10 protein-coding genes are annotated in these 15,965 nt (G+C 60.9%); 7 read left to right on the top strand and 3 right to left on the bottom strand.

The genetic code is table 11. The features are described 5' to 3' along the window. Window positions 1-219 precede the first annotated feature (219 nt). The 3 genes from ACOI1H_RS06985 to ACOI1H_RS06975 all read left to right on the top strand — a co-directional run bounded on the left by ACOI1H_RS06985 (window position 220) and on the right by ACOI1H_RS06975 (window position 4,670). Window positions 220-1,662, top strand: a complete 1,443-nt coding sequence (locus tag ACOI1H_RS06985) for a M10 family metallopeptidase (RefSeq protein ID WP_422436167.1) — start codon at window positions 220-222, stop codon at window positions 1,660-1,662. 132 nt (window positions 1,663-1,794) lie between these two features. After that, window positions 1,795-4,011, top strand: a complete 2,217-nt coding sequence (locus ACOI1H_RS06980) for a YjbH domain-containing protein (RefSeq protein ID WP_422436165.1) — start codon at window positions 1,795-1,797, stop codon at window positions 4,009-4,011. Further along, the gene (locus ACOI1H_RS06975) at window positions 4,008-4,670 is read left to right on the top strand and encodes a YjbF family lipoprotein (RefSeq protein ID WP_422436162.1); all 663 of its coding nucleotides are present in this window, start codon (window positions 4,008-4,010) and stop codon (window positions 4,668-4,670) included. Before ACOI1H_RS06980 ends, ACOI1H_RS06975 begins: the two co-directional genes overlap by 4 nt. 696 nt (window positions 4,671-5,366) lie before the next feature. Here ACOI1H_RS06975 and ACOI1H_RS06970 read toward each other — a convergent pair. Further along, window positions 5,367-6,389, bottom strand: a complete 1,023-nt coding sequence (locus ACOI1H_RS06970; protein ID WP_422436161.1) for a tyrosine-type recombinase/integrase — start codon at window positions 6,387-6,389, stop codon at window positions 5,367-5,369. Window positions 6,390-6,616: 227 nt separating this feature from the next. Here ACOI1H_RS06970 and ACOI1H_RS06965 point away from each other — a divergent pair, with 227 nt between their 5' ends. From ACOI1H_RS06965 to ACOI1H_RS06955, 3 genes are read left to right on the top strand one after another with little or no spacing between them, the layout of a single operon-like run. Then, entirely contained in the window at window positions 6,617-8,263 is a 1,647-nt protein-coding gene (locus ACOI1H_RS06965; protein WP_422436159.1) for a Mu transposase C-terminal domain-containing protein, read from the top strand. Next, the gene (locus ACOI1H_RS06960) at window positions 8,256-9,134 is read left to right on the top strand and encodes a TniB family NTP-binding protein (protein ID WP_422436157.1); all 879 of its coding nucleotides are present in this window, start codon (window positions 8,256-8,258) and stop codon (window positions 9,132-9,134) included. Before ACOI1H_RS06965 ends, ACOI1H_RS06960 begins: the two co-directional genes overlap by 8 nt. Next, window positions 9,131-9,691, top strand: coding sequence for a TniQ family protein (locus tag ACOI1H_RS06955; protein WP_422436156.1), 561 nt, complete (start codon window positions 9,131-9,133; stop codon window positions 9,689-9,691). Before ACOI1H_RS06960 ends, ACOI1H_RS06955 begins: the two co-directional genes overlap by 4 nt. Here ACOI1H_RS06955 and ACOI1H_RS06950 read toward each other — a convergent pair. Then, window positions 9,608-10,213 (bottom strand): recombinase family protein, encoded by a 606-nt coding sequence (locus ACOI1H_RS06950; protein ID WP_093925370.1) that lies wholly within the window; start codon window positions 10,211-10,213, stop codon window positions 9,608-9,610. The two genes, ACOI1H_RS06955 and ACOI1H_RS06950, sit on opposite strands and share 84 nt — an antisense overlap. A gap of 94 nt (window positions 10,214-10,307) precedes the next feature. Between ACOI1H_RS06950 and ACOI1H_RS06945 the strand changes: the two genes are divergently transcribed. Beyond that, on the top strand, window positions 10,308-13,211 hold the full coding sequence (locus ACOI1H_RS06945; RefSeq protein WP_422436127.1) for a Tn3 family transposase: 2,904 nt from the start codon (window positions 10,308-10,310) through the stop codon (window positions 13,209-13,211). 177 nt (window positions 13,212-13,388) lie between these two features. Here ACOI1H_RS06945 and ACOI1H_RS06940 read toward each other — a convergent pair whose 3' ends face one another. Then, complete coding sequence (locus tag ACOI1H_RS06940; RefSeq protein ID WP_422436154.1) at window positions 13,389-15,863, bottom strand: class I SAM-dependent DNA methyltransferase; 2,475 nt, start codon at window positions 15,861-15,863, stop codon at window positions 13,389-13,391. Window positions 15,864-15,965 lie beyond the last annotated feature (102 nt).

Below are 15,965 nucleotides of genomic sequence, written 5' to 3'. Positions count from 1 at the left end.
TTTCGACAACTAATTAAATGGGCAAGCCCCGTATTTATTGAAATTGAGGCGAAATTTGGCCGACCACTACTTGCGCGTTTTTTGATAATATAGCGCGTTTTCGCGCGTATGATGACGACCGCGGCGGCGGACACACTGCTCGAACCATCCTGCAAGTCCCTTCAATGGGGAAAATTTTAATCGAGGCAGCGGCCTTCAATGATGCTAGTTCCGGAATCTATGATGTTTCAGTACGCCAGCTTGCGGCCTCCAGTCCCACTGAGTTCTTTAACTTGGGGCACGCAGGTGCCACAAAATCAGGTTAGTGTGTTTCTCGCTCCTGCCGGCATCCGGCTTGACGGAGTAACGTCTGAAGGCTTCAATGCCTACGAACGGGGCCAGATTATGGCGGTACTCGACGCATTGGAAGCAGTAGCGGACTTGCATTTCATATTGACCAATGACCTTGGTGCGGACATGCAACTGGTGCTCGATACCAACGAGATGACAGGTGGATACCTAGCCTATTTTAATCCTCCCGGTACCTTCAATGCCGGAATTGGCGTGTTTAATGGTAATCTTTGGGATCGCATCCCTGGCGGCGATCTGGAGCAAGGCGGTGCGGGTTACGCCACTATTATCCATGAATTGCTACATGGCTTGGGATTGGCTCACCCTCATGATGACGGCGGAACGTCTACGATCATGAGTGGTGTGATGCAGGATGTCGGCGATTATGGTCGCAATGATCTTAATCAGGGGGTATTTACGGCAATGTCCTATAACGGGGGGTGCCGAACCGGGCCGGCCAGTAGTTCCCCCACCGGCCCAGCCATGGGTTTCGAAACCACTCCCATGGCGCTCGACATCGCGGTATTGCAGCAATTGTACGGGGCTAACGCGGATCATGCAGGCGGGCGCGACATTTACTGGCTGCCTTGGGGCAATAAGTCCGGAACTGGCTGGAGCGCGATTTGGGACACTGGCGGCAACGATACCTTGCGTTATGACGGTTGGCGCGACGTCACGCTGGATTTACGCGCTGCCCAACTCATCGACGTACCCGGCGGCGGAGGTTTTGTGTCTTATGCCCATGGCGTGCAGGGCGGCGTCACCATTGCGGCTGGTGTCACGATCGAGAATGCTCGTGGCGGCTGCGGGGATGATAGGTTGAACGGCAACGGGACCGACAATCACTTGCTTGGGTTTGCCGGTTCTGACTGGATTCGTGGCCGGGAGGGAGACGATACCCTGCGTGGTGGTGGTGGCGCTGATAGGCTGTCAGGAGGTGCGGGGGATGACCGCCTTGTAGGTGGGGGAGGAGCGGACAAGATTACCGGTGGTCGCGGAAGCGATTTTCTGACCGGGGGGCTTGGACGCGACCGGTTCGATTTTAACAGTATCCGCGACAGCCGCCCTGGATCGGCCGATACAATCATGGATTATCAACCTGATCGTGACATCATCGACCTGCGCAGCATTGATGCTGATGCTATCCGGCCCGGTAATCAAGCATTTTTTTTCATAGAGAGCGGTACCTTCGAAAGAGCCGGGCAACTCCGATTCCATATCTCCGATGACGATTTGTGGATCACCGCCGATCGCGACGGCGACGGAGGGGATGACCTGACTATCGTGCTTCAACATGTCGGCGTGATCAACGCTGGCGACATCCTCCTATAAGCCTCCGCGAACCAGCATAGTTGGCCTGTATGAAGAACAGTCATAGGCAATGTGGCACCGCATCCATGAAATAGCCGTTTCCAATCCGTGGAGTGAGTTGTTAAGCAGACGTAGGCGGATGTGGGGATGAAGATGCGCGAACGTGTTTGCCAAACGGCGATTCTGGTGGTGCTGGCAACGGCGGCTGTCGCCCAAGACGACGGTCCGTCCTATACGGTGTTCGGAACGCCCGGCATGCTCGAGATGCCCACCGCCGAAAGCGCCAATCCCGACGATATCGCCGTGACGCTATCCTATGGGACGACGGCAGGATACCGGACGACCTTCACCTATCAGTTGACCGACCGGCTATCGGGCAGCTTTCGCTATGGTGTGTTCGACCAGTATGGCCTGCCGACCGCGGCGAACCCGGACCCCGGCACCTTCGAGACCTTCGACCGCAGCTTTGACGTGCAATACCGCCTGACGAACGAGAACGGCTACATCCCCGCCATCGCCGTGGGCCTGCGCGATTTCCTGGGGACCGGGCGCTTCAGTTCTGAATACATCGTCGCATCCAAATCCGTCGGCCCCGATCTGGTGGTCAGCGCGGGTCTGGGCTGGGGCCGGATGGGCCAGCAGAACGGCTTTGTTAACCCGCTGGGGCTGTTCAGCGACGCGGCCAAGGATCGCCCGGTCTATCAGGACCGCGAATTCAGCGACGACCCCGACGTGGGCCTTGGCGGGCAGTTCTCGGCCAACCAGTGGTTCCGGGGCGATGCGGCGCTGTTCTTCGGGGCGGAATATCAGGTCACGCCGGACCTGTCGGTCAAGGCGGAATATTCCTCGATCAACTACCCGGACGATGTCTACAATCCGGCCGTGGACTACGCCTCGCCGGTGAACGTCGGCCTGTCCTACCGCTACAGCCCGGGGATCGAGCTGGGCGCTTCCTACATGTATGGCACCGAGATCGGGGTGCGCGGCACCTTCATCCTGAACCCCACGACGCGCCCGACCGCCAGCGGGCTCGATCCTGCCCCGGCCCCGGTGCGGGTGCGCACGCAGGACCAGCGGGCCGCGGCGACATGGGACCGCGCCAGGCAACCGGAACCGGCCGTCCGCCAGGGTCTAGCCGATCTGCTGGCGGTCGAGGGGATCGAACTGGTCGGTCTGGAGATCACCGACCGCACTGCGCGCCTGCGCTACGAGAATACCCGCTTCCGGTCCGAGGCGCAGGCGATGGGCCGCGCTGCGCGGATGATGACCCAGATCATCCCGCCCTCGGTGCAGACCTTCATCATGGAGCCGGTGAAGGCCGGTGTGCCGATGAGCCAGGTCAGCCTGCCCCGCGCCCAGATCGAGGCGCAGGAGAACGTGATCGGCGGCAGCGACGCCCTGCTGGCCTCGGCCGGTTTCGGTCAGCCCGGCCCGGCGGCGGGTCTGGAAACCCTGCCCGACCCCGATCCGCGCTTTCGCTGGGGTCTGGCCCCCTATCTGGCGGTCACCGTGTTCGACGGGTCCGGTCCGCTGAACGCCGACGTGGGGCTCGAGGCGCTGGCCGAATACCAGATCGGCCGCAACTTCATCGTCTCGGGTCGCGTGCAGCAGTCGTTCCTGGGCCGGCGCAAACCGCTGGGGTTCTTCGACAACCCCAACGACTATGCCAACGTGCGCAGCGATCAGGCTTATTTCGGACGCTCGGGCGATCCGATCCTGGCCAAGCTGACGGCAGCCTACTACACCCGCGTCACCCCCGACATCTATGGCCGCGTCACCGTTGGCTATCTGGAAAAGATGTATGGCGGTATCTCGACCGAGATGCTCTGGGCCCCCGCGGCCAGCCGGTTCGCGCTCGGGGCGGAACTGGACTACGTCGTGATGCGCGATCAGGACGTGGGCTTGGGCTTTGCCGAATACACGACCATCACCAACCCCACCAACGGCCGCAAGCGGCGGGTGGAGACCGGCGATTTCGACACCGTTTCGGGGCATCTGTCGGCCTATTACGACGTAGGACGCGGCTTTCAGGCGCAGGTCGACGTAGGCCGCTACCTCGCGGGCGACTATGGTGCCACCTTCGCGCTCGACCGCGAATACGAGAACGGCTGGAAGGTCGGGGCCTACTTTTCGCTGACCGACATGCCGTTCGACCAGTTCGGCGAAGGGTCCTTTGACAAGGGCATCCGCATCACTATCCCCTACGACTACTTCATCGGCACGCCGACGCAGAAGAAGACGAGCACGGTGTTGCAGTCGCTGGCCCGTGACGGCGGCGCGCGGGTGCAGGTCGACGGCCGGCTTTACGAAACGGTGCGCAGCGGCCAGCTGAACGATCTGCGCGACACATGGGGACGGTTCTGGCGATGAACACGATGACCAAGACGGCCCTTTGCGCCGCGCTGACGCTGATGGCCGTCGCCTGCGGACCGCTGAACGAGAACAACATCTCGACCGGCGCGCTGAAGGCAGTGCAGGCGCGGTTCGGCGGCGCACAGGCCGCCCCTGCCCCAACGGCACCGGTGCTGACCCGCGCGCAGGTCGATGCCAATCCCGGCGGCTTCATGGTGCTGAATGCCTACAACGGCACGCTGGTCGCAGCGCTGGCGGCGGGCGGCAGCAACGACAACCGCGTCACATGGCTGTCGGCGGACGGGCTGTCGGTCACGACGCAGAACGGCATCATGGTGGCGACCCGTGGCTTTCCGCGCGACCTGATGGCGGCGGATGTGAACGGCGTGATGCAGGCCCTGATCGCTGGCGGTGGCACCGCCACCCGCACCCACGAAACCCTGTCGGATACCGACCAGATTGCCAATCAGCGTTTTGCCTGCACCATCGCGTCCCAAGGCCGCGAGACGGTCGGCATCCTGGGACGCCAGATCGGCACCGAGGTCTTTGCGGAAAGCTGCCAGTCCGACCGGCTGTCGTTCACGAACCGCTACTGGATCGACGACACTGGCCGGATGGTGCGCAGCCTGCAGGCCATCGCACCGGATTCGGGCTACATCCAGCTTGACCGGCCTTGAATCGTATGACGAGGCTTGCAGTCGTCCGCGATATTTTTATATAGCGGCTCAACTACAAAATCAGTAGCGACAAGGCAGCCCCGTGGGTCAAAGGGCTGCCTGTTCCGGGGTGGATTTGCGGTGTTGATGCAAGCGCCGGGGTTCTATGTCTATGACCAGTCCTACGCATGGTAGCTTTCAGTTAGTTGAGGCGGTGCGCCGATGGGCGAGCGTCGTCGTTGGTCGGATGAGTTCAAAGCGCAGGCTGTCGCCGCTGCGATGGTTCCAGCCGCCGTTATTGTCTAAATCACCGTCGAGGACGGAGCGGTGCTGACCCGGGACACTCAGGGCGATCGGAACGTCTGCCAGGAGGCGATCCGGGCGACAGCGAGGTGCGATCTCGGGCTATTCCTCGAGCTTCGTCTCACTTTCGATGTGAGGTGATTATCGAAAGTCATGAATCCGTCAGTGGAGATCCAAGTCAACCGAATGAGTTGGTCACTCTCTTTCCGGTCATGGGCGATTGCTGATCCGATAGAGTATGATGGTGGGGTGGCAGTTGTAGGGCTGGCGCCACACCTCGGCCGCCGATCGCCCATCGGGACAGGCGAACCGGTTGTCGCGTTGAGATCGCAATTTCAAGTGAAGCTGTAAACTCGAATTTTAGCCCCGGCGTTTTGCCTTAGCGCTTCATTGGAAAGCTGTTTCCACCATGTTTCAAAGCCCCGCAGCCTTGGTCAGGTTCACCCGGAACCGGTCGCGACGGCGCTGGTAGCGTCGTGTCATTTCTGCTGAGGTATGCCCGAGCTGCTTTTGGACATACCGCTCATCGACTTCAGCGGAGCTGGCCAGACCGGCGCGCAAGGAGTGGCCGGAAAACAGCGCCAGCCGATCCTGCTCCGGCAGCTCGGACCTTATCCCGGCATCGAGGACCGTTCGCTTGATCAGCCGCGCGACGTGCTTGTCATTGAGCCGCTTCTCCAGCGCGCGCGTGCCATCCCGGGATGTACGCACGAACACTGGCCCGAAGTCGATCTTCGCAAAATGCAGCCATTGCTCCAGCGCGTGCACTGGGCAGGTCTGGTCAGACGAGCCACGCCCAATCTCGACCTCGCGCCAGCCGGTCTTGGCGTTCAGAATGAGCAAGGTGCCTTTGTCAAAAACGTCGAACCAGCCGCCGCTGTCGGGCGTGTCGTCCTTGTGGACATCGAGGCTGACGATCTCGGAGCGGCGCAGGCCGCCGGCGTATCCCAGCAGCAGGATCGCCCGATCCCGCAGGCCGCGCAGGTCGAAGGGCAGGGTGGCCACCATCGCCAGAATATCCTCGGCCAGGATCGCTTCCTTCTGCACGGGTGGTCGCGCGTGACGGCGTTTGATCCCAGCGAGCACCGTGGCGATGTGGCGGGTCTTGCGGTCGAGGGCAAAGCCGCGTTGCGCGTAGTTCCAGGCCAGCCCCGAGAGGCGGCGGTCGATCGTGCTGACCGCCAGCGCAGGGGAGCCGCCCGAACCCGACGCGAGGTCCGCGAGGTAAAGCCCGATCATCTCGGGGGAGGGCAGCTGGGGCTCAGTGCCGCACTGGTCGTACCAGCCTTTCAGCCGGCACCAGCGGGTGAATTGCGCCCAGTCCTGCGCATAGGCCTTCAGCGTGTTGTCGGAGGCCGCGGCGCGCGCATAGTCGCGGGCGGTGTCGACCAAGCGGTCGAGGGTGCCGGACCCGGCCACAAAGGACGGCAGGCTCAAGGCCTCAGCCTCCGGGCGATCGCTCTCGTCGTCTTCGTTGCGGGACGGTCCGTTTGGCCGTCCTGAGCGCGATTGTCGGTTTGCCGGGATTTTTGAGACTGCGATCGATTTGTTTTCACCAGCTTGCCTGTGTCGCATTTCTGAAACCGATTCAGGGTATGTGAGACTGGACGTAAATATGAGTCACCATTGGTGAGACTATCCGGCATCCGCTCAATGAGTAAGTTATGTCCGATAACTTTCTGCCTGACAAGGATTGGGAAGAGGCCGAGTACCGCGCACGGGTGCTCGCGGAGCTGCCGACCCAGCTCACCCAGGGTGATGTCGACTGGGCCATGCGCCAGCTGGATATCAGCCGATCCACGCTCTTTCGTCTGGTGAAGCTGTTCCGCGAAGACGGGCGAACCTCTGCACTTCTGCCGGACACCCGGGGTCCCAAACCTGGCATGCAGCCGCTGAACCCGGCGGTGGAAGAGATCGTGTCCCGCCATTTCAAGGACTTTTTTGCCACCCGCCGCAAACCCACCAGGACGCGGTTCTGGCGGGAGGTCACCGCCGATTGTCGGGCGCAAGGGCTGGCACCGCCCTCGATCCGTCGTCTGGGACGCTGGCTGAAGAAACATGATCAGGCAAAGCTGGTGGCCAGGCGGGAAGGCAAGGACAAGGCAGAGCGGCGTTATTTGGCCACGCCTGGGGTGCTGATCGCCAACAATCCGCTGGATATCGTCCAGATCGACCACACCAAAGCTGACGTAACAGTGGTCGACCCGGTGACGCGTCGCCCGCTCGGCCGCCCGACGCTGACCGTGGCAATCGACGTGAACACCCGTATGGTTCTGGGGTTTCACCTGTCGCTGGAGCCGCCGTCGCTGCTGACCGTTGCGCTGTGTCTGACCCATGTGGTTATGGACAAATCGCATTGGCTCGCGGCGCGCGGGATTGGTACGGATTGGCCCGCGCGGGGCATCCCGAACGCGATTTACGTGGACAATGGCGCGGAGTTCCACGCGCTCGCCTTCGAGCGGGCTTGTTCCGAATATCAGATCGACCTGCGGCATCGACCACTGGGAACGCCACGCTATGGCGGGCATATCGAGCGCCTGATCGGCACGATGATGGGCGCGGTCCACCTGCTACCGGGCTCGCATTTCTCGAATATCTTCGAGCGCGGCGATCTGGATGCCGAGGCTGAGGCGGTGATGACCCTCAATGAGCTGGAAACTTGGCTGGCGCTCGAAATCACTGGCTCGTACCACGCGCGGGTCCACTCTGCGCTGGAAACCACGCCTGCGGCGGCCTGGGCGGCGCAGGCGAACGAGGCCCGGCTCCGTATGCCAACTGACCCGCGCCAGTTCCTGGTCGATTTCCTGCCGTCCGAGCAGCGGGTTTTGCAGCGCGACGGTCTGCATCTCTTCCATATACGGTATTGGGCGGACGAGTTGCGGTGGCTGATGGGCCGCGGGAGCCGCAAGTTCACGCTTAAATACGATCCACGCGACCTCTCACGCATCTTTGTACTGACAGAGAACGGGATCATCGAGGTCAGGCCTGCGGATCTGACACGGCCTGCAATCACGCTCTGGGAACATCGTGCCGCCCGTCGCGCCTTGCGCGAGGCTGGGCGACGGTCGGTAGACGAGGATTTGATCTTTTCGACCGTCCAGGAGCAGCGCGACCTCGTCGACACGGCGATGCGGCAGACCAAGGCCACACGACGTCATCAGGCCCGACGGGCGCACCTTGAACCCCGGCTGATGATCGACGTGACACCGGATACCGTCGAGCGGAATACCCTGCCCGAGCCGGAAGGGGAGGGAAGCCCGTTCCTCAGTCACCCTGGCTTTAAGGTCGAGGAGTGGTACGACGATGACTGAGTTTCCGCATCTCTATCCGGGAGCCAGCAAGATCGCCGCTCTCAGCGCCGCGGACCGCATTCACCGCATTCGTGCCGATCGGTGGATCTCCTATCCAAGGGCCGAGGCCGCCTTGGAGAAGCTGGAAACGCTCATGTCCTTTCCCGAACGTGCCCGCATGCCGAACCTGCTGATTGTCGGCGACAGCGGTATGGGCAAGACGATGATCATCGAGAAGTTCACCCGCGATCACGCGTCGAGCTTCGACGAGGCGAGCGGCCGGCTGCATATGCCGGTCATCGCGGTGCAGATGGTGTCTGGGCCCGACGAGTCGCGCTTCTACCGCCGGATCCTGGCAGCGATTGGAGCCCCCGAGCCGCCGCGGGCGACACTGTCTGTGCTGGAAAGCTTGGCCTTGAGGCTGCTGGCCGAATTGCGCCCGGGGATGCTGGTGATAGATGAGATCCACAGCCTGCAGGCGGGCACGATCCGCGAACAGGCGCGGTTTCTGAACATGCTGCGTTTCTTGGGTAATGAGCTGCGCATTCCGCTGGTTTGTGTCGGCACCGCACAAGCCCGCAACGCGCTTCGCACCGATGATCAGCTGGTGCGTCGCTTCGAGGCCTTTGCCCTGCCGCCCTGGCGGGACGGTGAGGATTTAAATGGGCTGATGAGTACGCTCACCCGCACGCTCCCGCTTCGGCACCAAAGTCAGATCGACGGACACGCGCTTGCGCGGATCATCAAGGTGACCGGTGGCATCACCTCGGGCATCTTTTCGATTATGTCGCAGTTGGCGATTGCCGCCATCGACAGTGGCGAGGAACGTATCCTGTCCCGCGACGTCCTGAGTGGCGGCAGGTTGCAAGCTGCCCTGGGAGAACCGGTGTGACAGGGCAGGGGTGCCTACCGGTTGTGTTCCCGCCCGAGAACGATGAACGGCTGTCCTCTTGGATTGCGCGTTTGGCGCCCTTCTATGCCATGACGGTTTCGGAATTCGTCTCCGCGCTTGGCCTGCAGGGGCATGACGTGTTCGACTTGGAATGGCGGATTTCGGACGGGGAGGAGGGCCTGATCGCGGCCCGTACCGGCCTTTCGCGTGAGGCCGTGCAGGCTATGACGTTTCGGGATTTGAGGTCTGCAGCCCGCATGATGGTCGCGCGGATGAACCGGTATACGTGTCTGCTCTGTCCCGAAGAGGTCCACCACAAATCTGCCGCGCTGCCGTGGAAATTTCGCTGCCCGGTGCATGGCCTAGAATTCCGTGACGTTACCGGCGCGGCCTTGTCCGACCGGTTCGGAAGAGATCGCTTCAAGACTCTTGAAGGATGTGGGGTCCATTCCGGTAGAGGGCAGAATGACACCCTAAGGGTTTTTGCGATGTCGTTTCATGATATCGAGGACGGTATTTTTGTTGATGCCGAGATCCCGTGCAATCCAACGATATGATCGACCATCTGTCACGGCTTGAATGACCTTTGGTGCAAGCTTATCGGATTTTGGGCGCTGCCCTGGTTGACGGCCTAATTTCTTACCCCTCGCGCGGGCGGCGGCGAGGCCGGATTTGACGCGTTCGCTCAGCAAGTCACGCTCGAACTGGGCAATGCCAGCCAGCATGGTAGCCATCATCCGGCCGTGGGGCGTGGCGAGTTCGAAGGTCATGCCGCTCATAGCGACAACAGAGACATTCCAGCCTACCAATCTGTTGAGGGTGTCCAGCAAGTCCTGGGTCGAGCGGCCCCAGCGGGACAGTTCGGTGACAAGAACTGCATCAATCTTACGAGCTTGTGCAAGGTCGATGATGCGATTACGGGCGCTCCGGTTTGAGGACGTCCCAGAGGCGGTTTCTTTAAAGATGCCAATCACGTCAAAGCCACCGCGTTCGGCAAAGGCTGTCAACTCTGCCACCTGCCGTTCGCAGGACTGATCCGAGGTGGAAACCCGGGCATAGATGGCGGCGCGCTGTCCCAATTGAACCCCCTTGGATTTAGGTCTTGTAAGGCGTTGATTTTGTTGAGGTCAAAATTGTCCTAAACAAACTAATGACTAACAAGGACAATGCACCATGCCAAGACGCTCCATTTTGACCGAACGACAGCGCACAAGCCTGCTCGACCTGCCAACCGACGAGGTGACGATCCTGCATCATTACACGTTGGCCGACGATGACCTTGACCACATCAACGAACGACGTCGGCCGGAAAACCGGATTGGTTTCGCCTTGCAGCTCTGCGCCTTGCGCTATCCTGGTCGATTTCTATCTTCCGGTGAAGTCATCCCAGAGCAGGTCATCCGCTTTATCGGTGCCCAACTGGGTCTGACAGGTGATGAAATCCTGCCCTATGCAGCGCGGCGTCAAACTCGGCAGCAACATCTGCACGCCCTGCGAGCGATATACGGTTACAAGATGTTCGCTGGTCGTGGCGCGCGTGATCTGAAAGGCTGGCTCGAACGCGAGGCAGAAACCGCTCGATCAAATGAAGACCTTGCCCGGAGGTTTATCGAGGAATGCCGCCGCACCCAAACGGTCCTGCCCGGTGTGTCTGTCATCGAACGCCTTTGCGCTGACGCGCTTGTTGCCGCTGAGCGGCGGATAGATGGCCGGATCGTGGCTCATCTCGATGAGGGGTTGAAGGGCCAGTTGGATAATCTGTTGACGGACATGGTTGATGGCACTGTCAGCCGGTTCATCTGGCTCCGGCAGTTCGAGGTGGGGAAAAACTCAGCGGGTGCCAGCCGCCTTCTGGATCGTCTGGAATTCTTGCAGGGTTTGGGGGTGTCGCCTGTTATTCTGGAAGGAGTGCCGCCCCATCGGATTACACGCCTGCGTCGTCAGGGCGAAAGGTACTTTGCGGACGGTCTGAGGGACATCACCAGCGATCGGCGCCTTGCCATTTTGACGGTCTGCGCGGTGGAATGGCACGCGGGAATCGCCGATGCGGTGGTCGAGACCCATGACCGGATCGTGGGTAAGACCTGGCAGGATGCGAAAAGGTTGTGTGACACGCGCATCGCGGATGCAAAATCCGCCCTGCACGACACACTTCGCTCCTTCAAAACCTTGGGCGCTGCCCTTCTGGAGGCCAAGGGGGATGAGGCCTCTCTTGATGTGGCAACCGAAGCGTCCTGTGGCTGGCTTCAACTTGAAGGCCTTGTGGCAACCGCCGCCGAACTGACGAACACGATGTCCGCTGACCCTATAGTCCATGTTGTGCAAGGGTATCATCGGTTCCGGCGATATGCACCGCGTATGCTGCGTGCTCTTGATATCCAAGCAGCCGCTGTGGCGCTGCCCTTGAAGCAGGCGGCACAGATCATTGCTGATGATGGGAATAGCAAATCCCAATCCACAAGCTTTCTACGGCGTGGTTCCAAATGGCACCGCCACCTGAACGCTCAGGCGGCCGATGATTACCGGCTTTGGGAGGTGGCCGTCCTGTCTCATCTCCGCGAAGCGTTTCGATCGGGTGATATCTGGCTGGCGCATTCACGGCGCTATGCCGACCTGAAACAGGCTCTGGTGCCGATTGAGGCCGCACGGGCAACGCCAAGATTGACGGTCCCATTCGATCCGGAAAGCTGGCTTGCGGATCGCAAAGCGAGGCTGACTGATGGGCTTGACCGGCTGGCCAAGGCAGCGCGGTCTGGGGCCATTCCCGGCGGTTCCATAGAAAACGGCGTTCTGAAAGTTGACCGGCTGCCCGCAGCCGTGCCCGAGGCAGCAGAGGCTCTGGTGCTTGATCTCTATGACCGTCTGCCCGCCGTGCGTGTCACCGATTTGCTGCAGGAGGTCGATGAAGACATCGGCTTCACGGATGCCTTCACGAACGTGCGCACTGGCTCCCCCTGCACGGATCGCATTGGGCTGCTGACCGTATTGCTGGCCGAGGGGTTAAACCTTGGGCTGAGCAAAATGGCCGAGGCCACCAACACCCACGATTACATGCAGCTCTCGCGCCTGTCGCGATGGCACATCGAAAGCGATGCCATCAACCGGGCGCTCGCAGTGGTGATCGATGCGCAAGCGAACCTGCCCATGGCCAAGTTCTGGGGTGGCGGCGTCACCGCGTCCAGCGACGGACAATTTTTCCCCGCCGCGAGGCAAGGTGAAGCGATGAATTTGATCAACGCCAAATACGGATCTGAACCAGGGCTAAAGGCTTACACGCATGTCTCCGATCAGTTTGGACCCTTCGCAACGCAGAACATTCCCGCCACCGTGAGCGAAGCACCCTACATCCTGGACGGGCTCCTGATGACCGAAGCGGGCCGAAAGATCAAAGAGCAGTATGCCGACACCGGTGGCTTCACCGACCACGTCTTTGCCGTCACCTCGCTGCTGGCCTTCCGGTTTATTCCGCGCATACGGGACCTCCCCTCGAAACGGCTGTATCTCTTCGACCCGGCCGCCGCGCCAAAGGAGCTGCGCGGTCTGATCGGCGGTAAGATTAGAGAGGGCCTGATCATCCAGAACTGGCCGGATATCCTACGCGCCGTGGCCACGATGGCAGCGGGCATCATGCCGCCCAGTCAGTTGCTCAAAAAGTTCGCAGCCTATCCACGCCAGCACGAGCTGGCACTTGCCCTGCGTGAAATCGGCCGCATCGAGCGCACGCTCTTCATCGTCGATTGGCTGCTTGATGCCGACATGCAGCGCCGTGCCCAGATTGGTCTCAACAAGGGCGAGGCCCATCACGCCCTGAAAAACGCCCTGCGCATCGGGCGGCAGGGCGAAATTCGCGATCGGACCGTCGAAGGTCAACACTACCGTATGGCAGGGCTAAACCTGCTGGCGGCCATAATCATCTACTGGAACACCAAACGCCTCGGGCAGGCAGTGGCGGCACGAAAACGCGTCGGACTCGATGACTCTGACGAGCTTCTGGGGCACATCTCGCCTCTCGGATGGGCCCACATCCTCCTCACAGGCGAATACAGGTGGACAAAGCGCACCGTGGCCGCCTTGTGAGACAATCCTGCCCCGTACTGTCATGTGAAGTAATCACCCCCTATATCTTGCCAACTTCGCAGGCTGTTGCAGGCATCCGTCCAGTGTGACGCCCTGGGCGGGCTCACACCGCGCTCAACAGGCAAATACAGGCGGCGAAAAACAGTGCCCAAGGGCCTTAGGGTGTCATCCTGCCCCCTACCGGAATCTACCCCTAGGAGTGTATTGCGGATCGTTTCCGACACCATGCCACCCGCCTGTCGCAAGTGACCAAACCTCATGAATTCGCGAGTGTAGGATGCCAAAGGTAGTGTCGTCGTCGCGGGCAATTAATGCGACACGCGCATCAGGACAGGTCCGGGGATGACCCCATACAAATAGGCGGTGCTTCGCAACTCGTGGCGTCATTATAGATCGGCCTATCTGCGCGGTAGCATCAAACAGATCAGCGCCCGACCTGCCAAGTCGCCACCATTTTTCACGTCGTTGTGGATCGCGGTTCTTCATTCGGTCTGGCTTTACCACACCAACAATGTGCTCGAACGGTGCCTCATATAAAGAGGCATCCGCCTCTAACCTGTCGCCAAAGTTAATAATCCATCGGTCGGATGGTCGGCGAACGATGTCGCTCCCATTCAGAAGCGGTTGCATCACCTCAACATTTGTTTTTCCGTTTGGATTAGTCGGTCGCGTCAGCCAAGTTCTTGCAATCGAGCCATCAACATCAAAAGCGCCGACTTTGACCGGGCCTTGGAACGCCACTCCCTTGTTCACAAGCAGCCGCAGCGCCGTTGTTAGGTCCACCCCTCCGCCGGTTAAGTCTGACGCAATCCGATCTACTACCTGTCCGTTCAGCATACCGCCGCCTGTCTTGCTGTCGAAACATGTCATCGACACGCGTACCGTTGCACCATCAACGGTCCACGGCTCGTCAGCCCATGCCTTAAAAATACGGCCTTCATCGACAATCGGCTTCAAAACCTCACGGTTGGCACCGCCCCGGATCGAATTTGTTGTGACAAGCCCTGCGCGGCCATACTGGCCCGCTTTCATGCCCTGCCATGCCCCAGCGACCCAATAGGCGACCAGATCAACCCCACCCGGCACATCGGGCCACGCGCGACGCAGGCGGGTCACATAATCCTCACCCATTTCACCGATCATGCGCTTGTTGCCCAGAAACGGCGGATTGCCGATGATCGCATCCGCCGCAGGCCACGCAGCGCGGGTGCCGTCGTCCGCCAACACCGCGTCCCGGCACTCAATGTTTGTCAGGGACCGCAGGATGGGGTTCTGCGCCGCCTCGAACCCGTTGCGGCGCATCCACTGGATTTCACCGATCCAGACCGACACCCGCGCCAGTTCGGCGGCAAAGGGATTGATCTCGATCCCCAAGACGCATTCGGGGCCGATACGGGGGAAACCGCGCGTCAGGCCCAATGCCTCGCCCTCTAGGTTCACGCGGTGCTCGATGTCCTTGATCGCCAGCAGGGCGAGGTAGAGGAAGTTTCCAGACCCACAGGCCGGGTCCAGGACGCGGTAGACCGCCAGACGCTCCAGAAACGCTCTGTGAAGGCCCTCGGCCTCTTTCAGCGCCTTGCTGCGGGCGGCAAGGTCTTTGCCCCGCAACAGCTTCTGTGCAGTCTGCTGCGGGGCCGCGGCGATCAGCCCTTCGATCCGGGTGCGGGCCTCGGCCCATTCGGCCAGCAGCGGATCGATCACAACGGGGGTCACGATCTGCATGATCTTGTCGCGGTCGGTGTAATGCGCCCCAAGCTGGGACCGCTTGGCGGGGTCGAGGCCGCGCTCGAACAGGGTGCCAAGGATCGACGGGTCAATGTCGGACCAGTCCAGACGCGCGGCTTCCAGCAGGTCGGATACGTCCGTGCGGTCCAGCGCCAAGGCAGTGTCGTCATCGAACAGACCGCCGTTGAACCACGACACCCGTTCAAAGCCGACCATGCCGCCCGACCGCATGGCACCGAACAGGATGCGGGCGTGATCCGCAAAGTCATTAGGCTGCGACTGGCAGTGTTCCAGCATCCGACGGAACATATGGTTCGGTAGCAGGCCCACGTCCTCTGCGAACATGCAAAACACCAGCCGGTTCACGAAATGCGCTACCGTTGCGGCGGCGTGGCCGCGTTCGCGCAGGCGTTGCGCCAAGGCGGCGAACTTTGCCGCCGCTTGTTCGGTCAGAAGCTGGCGAGTCTTTTGCGGGCGCAGCAGCTCTGGTTCCAGAAAAGCCTGCCGGAGCAAATCGCGGGTCGCACCATCAGCCAGATCCTCCAGGCCGAACGTGTGGACCTTCTGGACGGTGTTGGTCCAGTTGGTGTGGATGCGAAAACGCGACATGTCCGACACGATCAGCAGCGGCGGGTTTTCCAAGGCGACGGCGTATTGCTGAAGCTGGGTGAAGGCGCGATCAAGGTCTTTCTTCGGCCCTTTGTATTCCCAGGCGAAGCATCCCTGCCGCCACACATCGGCCCAGCCTTCGCCGCCCGCCGTCTTGCTGGCCCCTTTCTCGAACGCGAACCACTCGCCCTTGGGGTCGGCAGAGATGGGATCAGGGATGTCCAGCAGGACGCAAATGTCATTGAAATGCGACTGCGAGGCGGAACGTTCCTTCTGCTCCACACCACGCCACTTTGCGATGAAATCGTGCGGCTTCACAGGGCGCTATGCCGTGCGTTACGGCGTTCGTTTCCTGCCAAGACGAATTTGTAATACACGTCACATATCCTGCTACATCGCTATCATCAAAACGCACTTTGT

The sequence above is a fragment of the Loktanella sp. DJP18 genome (assembly GCF_049310965.1).
Classification (GTDB): Bacteria; Pseudomonadota; Alphaproteobacteria; order Rhodobacterales; family Rhodobacteraceae; genus Loktanella.
This window is presented reverse-complemented; position numbering and strand designations above follow the sequence as displayed.

Bases quoted from the DNA above. Each gene is read 5' to 3' on its own strand.
- ACOI1H_RS06945 (WP_422436127.1), top strand. From the start codon at position 10,308: ATGCCAAGACGCTCCATTTTGACCGAACGACAGCGCACAAGCCTGCTC.
- ACOI1H_RS06980 (WP_422436165.1), top strand. From the start codon at position 1,795: ATGCGCGAACGTGTTTGCCAAACGGCGATTCTGGTGGTGCTGGCAACG.
- ACOI1H_RS06975 (WP_422436162.1), top strand. From the start codon at position 4,008: ATGAACACGATGACCAAGACGGCCCTTTGCGCCGCGCTGACGCTGATG.
- ACOI1H_RS06985 (WP_422436167.1), top strand. From the start codon at position 220: ATGATGTTTCAGTACGCCAGCTTGCGGCCTCCAGTCCCACTGAGTTCT.
- ACOI1H_RS06960 (WP_422436157.1), top strand. From the start codon at position 8,256: ATGACTGAGTTTCCGCATCTCTATCCGGGAGCCAGCAAGATCGCCGCT.
- ACOI1H_RS06965 (WP_422436159.1), top strand. From the start codon at position 6,617: ATGTCCGATAACTTTCTGCCTGACAAGGATTGGGAAGAGGCCGAGTAC.